This is a genomic window from Stenotrophomonas sp. PD6, from assembly GCF_049199305.1.
Classification (GTDB): Bacteria; Pseudomonadota; Gammaproteobacteria; order Xanthomonadales; family Xanthomonadaceae; genus Stenotrophomonas.
Genome location: NZ_JBLZQD010000032.1, coordinates 1 through 8,505, shown reverse-complemented (window position 1 = coordinate 8,505; position 8,505 = coordinate 1). Strand labels below are relative to the sequence as shown.

The window sequence follows — 8,505 nt, the reverse complement described above, 5'->3', positions numbered from 1 at the left end:
GGCATGAGCCGCATGGATGCGGCGACTGAGCCTACAGGGATGTACTTGCGGCGTCCCCCGCAAACCCACCCGCGCCAGCCCAAACCGGAGAACCCCTGCCGCCTGCAGCTGTTCGCACGGATGCATGAAGCAGCCGGGCAGGGCCCGGCTCTACCAATGTTGCGCAGGTCCGGCGTTAGCGGCGGTCCGCCATCGCGCGGGTCCGGTGTTAACGCCGGTCGGCCATCAGGTTGTCGAAGGTCTCGGTGTAATCCTTGAACTGCGGGATGCGCGTGGTCAGGTCCGGCGGGATCGGCTGCATGCCGGGTGGGACCTGGATCTTGACCGCGCGCTTGTCCGGGTCGTGGGGGGCGTCGGTGAGCGTGTTCTGGCGGAGCACCTGCAGCTTGCCGAACATCTGCTGGAGCAGGGCCTGCTGGTCGGCGTCGAGCGGGATTTCGATCTCGTCGATCTTCATGTGGCCGTTGGGCAGCACGATGATGTTCGGCGCCGGTGCGCGGCGCACCGTCACCATCCCATCGCTGACGGTGATCTTGGGCTTGCCGCGCTCGGCACGGTGGTTGCGGTATTCCTGGTCGCAGCCCGTGGCGGCAAGACAGAACAGGGCGAACAGCAGCAGGCACAGCTTCTTCATGGTGGGCGAAGAATGAAAAAGGGGAGGACTAGTGTAGTCCTCCCCTGTGCAGGCGGCCCAGCTGCGACCGAACGTCGCAGGTGGCGCTGGCTCAGCTGTGGCAGTCGTCGATGTCGCCCTGGTCCATCGTCGCGTACGGCTTGAACGCCGGTAGCGCGGCGGCGAGGGCCTGCTGCTTGGCCATCATCGTCGGCAGCAGGTTGCACAGCTGCTTGGCGCTGGCCTCGATCTTGGCGGCTTCGGCGTTCACCCGTTCCTCGATCCCCTGCGTGTCGCCCGAGAACACCCCGCGCAGCGCCTCACCGGCCGCCTTCACGCCCAGGTTGGCACCGGCCACGCCGATGTCCATGCCCGCGCCGGCCAGGGCTTCCACCTGCTTGCGGTAGTCCAGCAGCAGCGCACGCTGCTGTGCGTCGATGGTGACTGCCGTGCCGTTGATCAGCAGGTCGCCCTGCGGCGTGATCTCGGCCTTGTTGGACTCGCCGTTGGAGATACTGATATTGCCCTGCGCGATTTCCGTCCGCGCCTTGTCCGTGGCGTCCTGGACCTTCTTGCCGATCGAGTCCGCATCCACCACCGGCTTGCCGGTGGCAGGCGGGGTTTTGCCGGAATCAGCGTTGCCGCAGGCCGCCAGCGGCAGGCACAGCAGCAGGGTGGGCACCAACAGTCGAATGTTCATCGTCAGATTCCCTTGGGTTACTTGCCGCGCGGCAGCTGCACGCGGCCACGCACGTTGCTGTGGTTGATATCGCCGCTGCCGCTGTTGGCCACCGTCAGATCGCCGCCGACACCGCGCACGGTCACGTCGCCCGACCCGTGACGCTCGACCTTGACGCTGCCGCCGACATCACGCGCTTCAACATCGCCCGAGCCGATGTTGCCCAGGCTGACATTGCCCTTGACCTGGCGCAGGTCGACGTCGCCCGAACCGACCGTCTTGATGTCCACATTGCCGGCCACCCCGTCCAGGGTCAGGTCGCCCGAGCCGATCGTGCCGACCGTGGCGTTGCCGCGCAGGTTGCGGCCGGTGAAATCGCCCGAGCCCACCGACAGCAGGTTCAGCGCACCGGCACCGTCCAGCTCCACGTCGCCCGAACCGATGGCTGCGGTGACCAGGCCCTTGATGTCGCGCAGCTTGATGTCGCCCGAGCCCACGTCCGCGCTGAGCGAATGCGCACCGGTCACGCCCGCGTCGCCCGAGCCGACCTTCATCTGCACCAGCACGTTGTCCGGGATGGTGCCGCGCAGGTCCAGGTAGGCGTAGGTGTCGCCGCTCATGTTGAAGCGCAGGCCCTGGTTCTCACGCTGCAGGCGCACCACCAGCTTGTCGCCCACCTTCTGCTGGGTCACGGTCAGATCGCGCAGCCAGTCGGCATTGGAGGCGCAGGCGCGGCCGCTGAGCTGGGCGGCGCCCGGGCCGGCCTGCAGCACCAGGTCGTGCTGGTTGACCTCGAACACCACCGCCTTGGCGCCGGCCACGTCGAGTTTCAGGTCGCGCGGGGCGTTGAACTTGCACTGCGGCTCATCGGCCAGTGCGGTCAGCGGCAGCAACAGCAGGGAAGCAAGGGCGATCGTGCGGATCATGGGCGGTTCCTCGACAAGGGCGGGATCAGATTTCGCCAGCGCGGCGGCGCAGGCGGATGGCGATGAAGATGAACACCGCGCCGGCGGCGGCGCCGATCCACAGCTCGGGCAGCTGCAGTGCGGCCAGCTGGCTCGACGGGGACAGGGCCGCGGCCACGTTGTCGCTGTCGCGCATTACCGCCTGCAGTTGTTCGGTGCGGTAGAACAGGTCGCTGCCCGGCAGCGTGCCCAGCAGCAGGCGGCCGACGATGTGCTGCCAGAACCAGCCGCTGGTCATGTCGAACAGCTTCATGACGTTGGTGGTGCTGACGATGATGCCGGCGAACAGCGGCAGCATCACCGCCCACAGGAACGGCTTGGACTTGGCCCAGGCCGACCACATCAGCAGCCAGCCCACGGTCGGCAGGGCCCACAGCAGGAACACCGGCAGCCACGACAGGTGACTGACCACGAAGTTCAGCGGGCTGGCCGGCCCCCAGATCAGGGTCATCGGGTTGCCGCCGTGCACCAGCACCACCACCGAAAGCACCAGCATGAAGCCGAACATGGTCAGCACCGAGGCGATCACCGCGATCACCGGCGCCACCAGCAGCGCACTCAATGCCTTGGACAGCACTGTCTGGGTGTCCGACAGCGGCAGCGACTTCCAGAACAGGATGCTGCGGTCGCGGCGGTCGTCATACAGTGCGCCCAGGCAGTAGAAGAACACCACGAAGGCCAGCACCACGAACGGCCACAGCGAGCTGAGCACCAGGGTGGCGTCCAGCGTGTTGCCGAGGTCGGCGATGCCCTTGGCGTCCAGCTGCTCGGTGAGCACCTTGAGGTCCAGGCCGTTGACGTTGATGTTGGTGTTGTCGATATGCAGGCCGCCGCTCTCGGCTGCCCGGCGCAGGGCCCACAGGCCCAGCAGGATGCCGATCAGGCTCATCACCAGCGAAATGCCGCCGGCGATCAGCGGCGCCCACAGGAAACCACCGCGGTTTTCCCAGTACTCGCGCTTGAGCAGCCACTTGAACGTGCTGGCCTTGCTGATGGGGTGGTTGACGGTGTTCATGCGTAGGTTCCCTTCATGATGGCCACGAACAGATCCGCCAGCCCCGGGCTGCGGAGTTCGCCAAGCGGTGTGAGCTGGGCGCGTGGCACCCCGTCAAAGAGCATCACGGTCTTGCCGAACGGCAGGCCGCGTTCGTCGATCGGCTTGAGCGCGCGCGCCGCGTCCACGGTGTCGGCCGAGACCAGCACTTCGGTATAGCGCTCGCCGACCTCGTCCATGTCGGCGGTCAGCACGATGCGGCCGTCGCGGATGAACATCACATCGGTGAGGATGTGTTCGATCTCTTCCACCTGGTGGGTGGTGACGATGATCGTCTTCTGCTCGTCGAAATAGTCTTCCAGCAGGCGCTGGTAGAACTCCTTGCGGTACAGGATGTCCAGGCCCAGGGTCGGTTCGTCCAGCACCAGCACCTTGGCGTCGATGGCCATCACCAGCGCCAGGTGCAGCTGCACGATCATGCCCTTGGACAGTTCCCGCACGCGCTGCTTGGGCTGCAGCTTGGTGCTGGCCAGGAAGCGCTCGCAGCGGGCGCGGTCGAAGCGCGGGTGGACCCCGGCAACGAAGTCGATCGCCTCGCGCACCTTCATCCAGCGCGGCAGCACGGCCACGTCGGCGATGAAGCACACCTCGTTCATCAAGGCGTTGCGCTGTACGGTCGGGTCGAGCCCGAGCACGCTCAGTTCGCCTTCCACCTGGGTCAGGCCGAGCAGCGCCTTCAGCAGCGTGGTCTTGCCGGCGCCGTTGGGGCCGATCAGGCCGGTGATCCGGCCCGGGGCGAGGGTGAAGCTGGTGTTGTCCAGCGCGAGGGTCTGCTTGTAGGCCTTGCGCAGGCCTCGGGCGGAAATGACGACATCACTTGCAACGGCATTCATGAGGATTTCCCCTGGGGCAGCAATTCGTCGAGGTTCAGGCCCAGGCGCTGGATGCGCTCCAGGACCAGTGGCCATTCTTCATTGAGGAACCGGTCGCGCTCGCTGCTGCGCAGCTGCGTGGCCGCTTCTTCGGTCATGAACATGCCCAGCCCGCGGCGCTTCTCCACCAGGCCTTCGTCGGCCAGTTCCTGGTAAGCGCGCGACACGGTGATGGGGTTGAGCTGGTACTCGGCGGCCACCTGTCGAACCGAAGGCAGCGCGTCGCCGGGCTTGATGATGCCGTCAAGCATCATGGCAATCACGCGTTCTTTCAGCTGACGGTAGATCGGAGCACCATCGCTCCATTGGATATCGCTCATGGTCAGCTCCGTGGATTCAGCGACTGTGCGAATGAGAAGTAAGGCATGGACAGGGAGCTGTGCAGCCGGCGGGGAGGCGTGGGGGCGCCGTCGGCGGTCCCTGCCTTGATGACGCCTGCGTCCTGCGGGCCTTCCAACGCACCGGTGGCGGTGTCGCTGCCACGGTCACCGGCGGGGATGCTGAACCAGCCGAGCACCAGCAGCGCGGACGCGGCGGTGAGGGCTTTGGCGGAGTGGTGGCGCATGCGGTTCATGGGCTTCCCCTGCATCAGGTGACTGGTGTTGTATGCAACTATAACACCGGCACGCCCAAGTGCAATACCCGACACACCCCAACTCATGGCAGGGGTGTGACAAGATCTGAATGGGTAACTTAAGTAATTGATATATATGGAATATGCGGCGCTGCACTGCAGCAGGTGCGGTGAGCGTCCATTCAGTCGCGTGATGGCCGCGTGCGTCACGCAGGCCGAAAACGCCCGGTGATATATTCCGTCGGTGCCTGCTTTGCAGGGTTTTCCCCTTCTCTTTCCGGAGTTCCGCGATGTCCCACACCCCTTCCGTGCCGTCCCCGTTCCACGCAGCGCAGGCCCGCGCCCGTCGCTGGGGCAGTGGGCTGCTGCTGGTCGGGCTGCTGTGCAGCGGCGGAGCCCAGGCCGCCGGCCTGCTCGACCTCAACTACCGGCCGCTGGCCGGCAAGACCGAGGTCAACCTGCAGAAGCAGTACGGCGGCAAGGTGCTGCTGGTGGTCAACACGGCCAGCAAGTGTGGCTTCACCCCGCAGTACGAGGGGCTGGAGGCGCTGCAGCAGAAGTACAAGGCGCGCGGGTTCTCGGTGCTGGGCTTCCCGTCCAACGACTTCAAGGGCCAGGAGCCGGGCAGCGAGGACCAGATCCAGGAATTCTGCACGCTGACCTATGGCGTCAAGTTCCCGATGTTCCAGAAGGTGCAGGTCACCGGGCCGGAGGCGACACCTCTATATCAGCGCCTGGCCGCCGCCACCGGCGTGCAGCCGGGCTGGAACTTCCACAAGTACCTGCTGGCGCGCGACGGCCGGGTGGTGGCGCAGTTCCCCAGCAAGATCACCCCGGACGACCCGGCACTGGTGGCCGCGATCGAACGTGAGCTGTCCGTAGCGCCTGCAAAGCGCTGACATCCTCGACATCTCGCACGTGCGTGCGACAATGAACGCTTTCGCGCCGACGTCGGCGTCCAGTCACTTCCAGGAAAGCAGCAAATGAAGATGGGAATGCGCGGCGCCGCGGCGTCGGTTCTGATTCTGGCGATGGGTGCCACTGGTACCGCGATGTCGCAACAACCGGCCGCAGGCGCGGCTGCCAAGGAGACCTCCGTTTTGACCTCCCAGCGTGAAAAGCTCGGCTACGCCATCGGCATCGATGTGGCCAACTCGTTCGCCCCGATCTCCAGCGAGATCGACCTGGCGGCCCTGCGTCGCGGCGTGACCAATGCCTTCGAAGGCAAGCAGCCGCTGATCAGCCAGGACGAAGCCCAGAAGACCGACCAGGCGCTGCGCCAGGCCATGATGGTCAAGAGCGGCCAGCCGGTTCCCGGCATGGCGCCGGGCACCCCCGCACCGAAGGTGGACCGTGAAAAGGTCGGCCTGATGCTGGGCAGCTACGCCGTGGGCCCGTCGCTGGCACAGCTGAAGGATGATCTGGACCTGGATGCGCTGTTCGACGCGATCAGCACCTCGTTCAACAAGGGCACGCTGAAGATGACGCCCGATCAGGCCAAGTCCACGCTGGAAGGCTTCATGGCCGCCCAGCAGGCGCAGGCGCAGGCCAAGGCCGCCGCTGCAGCGGGTACCAACCGCACCGAAGGCAACGCCTTCCTTGCCAAGAACAAGACCGTGCCGGGCGTGGTCACCACCGCGTCGGGCCTGCAGTACCAGGTGCTGCGTCCGGGTTCGGGCGAACGCCCGATGCCGACCAGCAAGGTGCGCGTGAATTACGAAGGCAAGCTGCTCGACGGCACCGTCTTCGACAGCAGCTACCAGCGCGGCCAGCCGGTCGAGTTCGGCCTGGACCAGGTGATCAAGGGCTGGACCGAAGGCGTCTCGCTGATGCCGGTCGGTTCCAAGTACCGCTTCTGGATCCCGGGCGAGCTGGCCTACGGCGAGCAGGGCACGCAGGGCGGCCCGATCGGCCCGAACGCGACGCTGACCTTCGACGTTGAACTGCTGAACGTTCTTCCGTAATCGGAACTGGAGTCACCACGGACATGCGTGTTTCGATTTTCGGTACCGGCTACGTCGGTCTGGTCACGGGTACCTGCCTGGCCGATGTCGGCCACCAGGTGGTCTGCGTCGATATCGACCAGGCCAAGGTCGACGGCCTGAACCGTGGCGTCATCCCGATCTACGAGCCGGGGCTGGAGCCGATGGTCAAGGCCAACCATGCCGCGTCGCGGCTGGCCTTCACCACCGACGCCGCCTCGGCGGTCACGCATGGCCAGGTGATCTTCATCGCCGTGGGCACGCCACCGGACGAGGACGGCAGTGCCGACCTGCAGTACGTGCTGGCCGTGGCCCGCACCATTGGCCAGTACATGACCGTACCGACCGTGGTGGTGAACAAGTCGACCGTGCCGGTAGGCACGGCCGACAAAGTCCGCGCGGCCATTGCCGAGGTGCTGGCCGCGCGTGGCGAGGCGATCGCGTTCGACGTGGTCTCCAACCCCGAATTCCTCAAGGAAGGCGACGCGGTGGCGGATTGCATGCGGCCCGACCGCATCGTGATCGGTGCCGCCAACGCCGAGTCGGTGGCGCTCATGCGCCGCCTGTACGCACCGTTCAATCGCAACCACGACCGCGTGGTGGAGATGGACGTGCGCTCGGCGGAGCTGACCAAGTACGCCGCCAACGCCATGCTGGCGACCAAGATTTCGTTCATGAACGAAATCGCCAACATCGCCGAGAAGGTCGGTGCCGACATCGAGCAGGTTCGCCAGGGCATCGGCTCGGACCCGCGTATCGGCTGGCACTTCATCTATCCCGGTGCCGGCTACGGTGGCTCGTGTTTCCCCAAGGATGTGCAGGCGCTGGCGCGCACCGCCCAGCAGTATGGGCACGAGCCGAAGCTGCTCAACGCGGTGGAAGCGGTCAACGATGCGCAGAAGGGCCACCTGTTCCAGCTGATCCAGCGCCACTACGACCGTGGCGAAGATGAAGGCGTGCGTGGTCGCACCTTTGCGGTGTGGGGCCTGGCCTTCAAGCCCAATACCGACGACATGCGCGAGGCCTCCAGCCGGCGCCTGCTGGCGCAGCTATGGGAAGGCGGCGCGCGCGTGCGCGCCTACGACCCGGAAGCCACCGACGAGGCCCGCCGCATCTTCGGCGAGCGCGATGACCTGGTGTTCTGCGACAACGCCTACGACGCGCTGGATGGCGCCGACGCGCTGGTCGTGGTCACCGAGTGGAAGCAGTTCCGCAGCCCGGATTTCGTCCGCCTGCGCGAAACCCTGAAAGACGCGGTGGTGTTCGACGGCCGCAATCTGTATGACCCGCAGGAGATCGAAGCCGCGGGCCTGGCCTATTACGGCATTGGCCGGGGACGTTCGCTGCATGCATGAGTCTACTCCCTCCGCGCGTGAGCAGGCGCTGGAAGCGCGCCTGATCGAACTGGAAATGCGCGTGTCCTTCCAGGAACAGGCACTGGCCGAGCTGAGCGAAGCCCTCGCCGATGCCCGCATCGAGGGCACCCGCAACGCGGACCTGACCCGCCTGCTGCTGGAGGACCTGGGCAAGGTCCGCAACGCGCTGTATTCCGATTCGGGCGAAGAACCGCCGCCCCCGCACTACTGATCGATCTGACGCCATGAGCGATACCCTCCGCGACCAGCTGCTGGGCCTGGGCTTCAAAGCCGCGCCCAAGCCCGAACGCACCCCCGACGCCCGCCGTGACGGCCGGCCCCCGAACAAGCCGCACGGCGCCCGCCCACCGGCCAAGGCCGGCGAGGGCGCCCGTGCGCCGCGCGACGGCC

The 8,505-nt window shown here is 66.3% G+C and carries 11 protein-coding genes; 4 read left to right on the top strand and 7 right to left on the bottom strand.

Annotated features, from left to right (window positions below; genetic code table 11):
* Positions 1-208 precede the first annotated feature (208 nt).
* From ACOZHM_RS20630 to ACOZHM_RS20600, 7 genes are all read right to left on the bottom strand, one after another.
* Positions 209-634, bottom strand: a complete 426-nt coding sequence (locus tag ACOZHM_RS20630) for a hypothetical protein (protein WP_421571218.1) — start codon at positions 632-634, stop codon at positions 209-211.
* 91 nt (positions 635-725) lie between these two features.
* Positions 726-1,313 (bottom strand): DUF2884 family protein, encoded by a 588-nt coding sequence (locus tag ACOZHM_RS20625; RefSeq protein WP_421571217.1) that lies wholly within the window; start codon positions 1,311-1,313, stop codon positions 726-728.
* 17 nt (positions 1,314-1,330) lie between these two features.
* Positions 1,331-2,218 (bottom strand): DUF4097 family beta strand repeat-containing protein, encoded by an 888-nt coding sequence (locus ACOZHM_RS20620; protein WP_421571216.1) that lies wholly within the window; start codon positions 2,216-2,218, stop codon positions 1,331-1,333.
* A 25-nt stretch (positions 2,219-2,243) separates the two neighbouring features.
* Positions 2,244-3,272, bottom strand: a complete 1,029-nt coding sequence (locus ACOZHM_RS20615; RefSeq protein ID WP_421571215.1) for a hypothetical protein — start codon at positions 3,270-3,272, stop codon at positions 2,244-2,246.
* Positions 3,269-4,144 (bottom strand): ABC transporter ATP-binding protein, encoded by an 876-nt coding sequence (locus tag ACOZHM_RS20610; RefSeq protein ID WP_421571214.1) that lies wholly within the window; start codon positions 4,142-4,144, stop codon positions 3,269-3,271. The genes ACOZHM_RS20615 and ACOZHM_RS20610 overlap by 4 nt, the downstream gene beginning before the upstream one ends.
* A complete protein-coding gene (locus ACOZHM_RS20605; RefSeq protein WP_019185943.1) occupies positions 4,141-4,503 on the bottom strand; it encodes a GntR family transcriptional regulator in 363 nt (120 codons plus the stop codon). Before ACOZHM_RS20605 ends, ACOZHM_RS20610 begins: the two co-directional genes overlap by 4 nt.
* A gap of 2 nt (positions 4,504-4,505) precedes the next feature.
* Entirely contained in the window at positions 4,506-4,757 is a 252-nt protein-coding gene (locus ACOZHM_RS20600) for a hypothetical protein (protein ID WP_421571213.1), read from the bottom strand.
* Positions 4,758-5,047: 290 nt separating this feature from the next.
* Between ACOZHM_RS20600 and ACOZHM_RS20595 the strand changes: the two genes are divergently transcribed.
* The 4 genes from ACOZHM_RS20595 to ACOZHM_RS20580 all read left to right on the top strand — a co-directional run bounded on the left by ACOZHM_RS20595 (position 5,048) and on the right by ACOZHM_RS20580 (position 8,326).
* On the top strand, positions 5,048-5,656 hold the full coding sequence (locus ACOZHM_RS20595) for a glutathione peroxidase (protein WP_421571212.1): 609 nt from the start codon (positions 5,048-5,050) through the stop codon (positions 5,654-5,656).
* Positions 5,657-5,740: 84 nt separating this feature from the next.
* The gene (locus tag ACOZHM_RS20590) at positions 5,741-6,721 is read left to right on the top strand and encodes an FKBP-type peptidyl-prolyl cis-trans isomerase N-terminal domain-containing protein (RefSeq protein WP_421571211.1); all 981 of its coding nucleotides are present in this window, start codon (positions 5,741-5,743) and stop codon (positions 6,719-6,721) included.
* 23 nt (positions 6,722-6,744) lie between these two features.
* Complete coding sequence (locus ACOZHM_RS20585; protein WP_421571210.1) at positions 6,745-8,094, top strand: UDP-glucose dehydrogenase family protein; 1,350 nt, start codon at positions 6,745-6,747, stop codon at positions 8,092-8,094.
* Positions 8,087-8,326: a SlyX family protein gene (locus ACOZHM_RS20580; RefSeq protein ID WP_421571209.1), complete on the top strand. Its 240-nt coding sequence runs from the start codon at positions 8,087-8,089 to the stop codon at positions 8,324-8,326. The genes ACOZHM_RS20585 and ACOZHM_RS20580 overlap by 8 nt, the downstream gene beginning before the upstream one ends.
* The last annotated feature ends 179 nt before the right edge of the window (positions 8,327-8,505 follow it).

Bases quoted from the DNA above. Each gene is read 5' to 3' on its own strand.
- ACOZHM_RS20620 (WP_421571216.1), bottom strand. From the start codon at position 2,218: ATGATCCGCACGATCGCCCTTGCTTCCCTGCTGTTGCTGCCGCTGACC.
- ACOZHM_RS20595 (WP_421571212.1), top strand. From the start codon at position 5,048: ATGTCCCACACCCCTTCCGTGCCGTCCCCGTTCCACGCAGCGCAGGCC.
- ACOZHM_RS20610 (WP_421571214.1), bottom strand. From the start codon at position 4,144: ATGAATGCCGTTGCAAGTGATGTCGTCATTTCCGCCCGAGGCCTGCGC.
- ACOZHM_RS20600 (WP_421571213.1), bottom strand. From the start codon at position 4,757: ATGAACCGCATGCGCCACCACTCCGCCAAAGCCCTCACCGCCGCGTCC.
- ACOZHM_RS20605 (WP_019185943.1), bottom strand. From the start codon at position 4,503: ATGAGCGATATCCAATGGAGCGATGGTGCTCCGATCTACCGTCAGCTG.
- ACOZHM_RS20615 (WP_421571215.1), bottom strand. From the start codon at position 3,272: ATGAACACCGTCAACCACCCCATCAGCAAGGCCAGCACGTTCAAGTGG.
- ACOZHM_RS20590 (WP_421571211.1), top strand. From the start codon at position 5,741: ATGAAGATGGGAATGCGCGGCGCCGCGGCGTCGGTTCTGATTCTGGCG.
- ACOZHM_RS20585 (WP_421571210.1), top strand. From the start codon at position 6,745: ATGCGTGTTTCGATTTTCGGTACCGGCTACGTCGGTCTGGTCACGGGT.
- ACOZHM_RS20580 (WP_421571209.1), top strand. From the start codon at position 8,087: ATGCATGAGTCTACTCCCTCCGCGCGTGAGCAGGCGCTGGAAGCGCGC.
- ACOZHM_RS20630 (WP_421571218.1), bottom strand. From the start codon at position 634: ATGAAGAAGCTGTGCCTGCTGCTGTTCGCCCTGTTCTGTCTTGCCGCC.
- ACOZHM_RS20625 (WP_421571217.1), bottom strand. From the start codon at position 1,313: ATGAACATTCGACTGTTGGTGCCCACCCTGCTGCTGTGCCTGCCGCTG.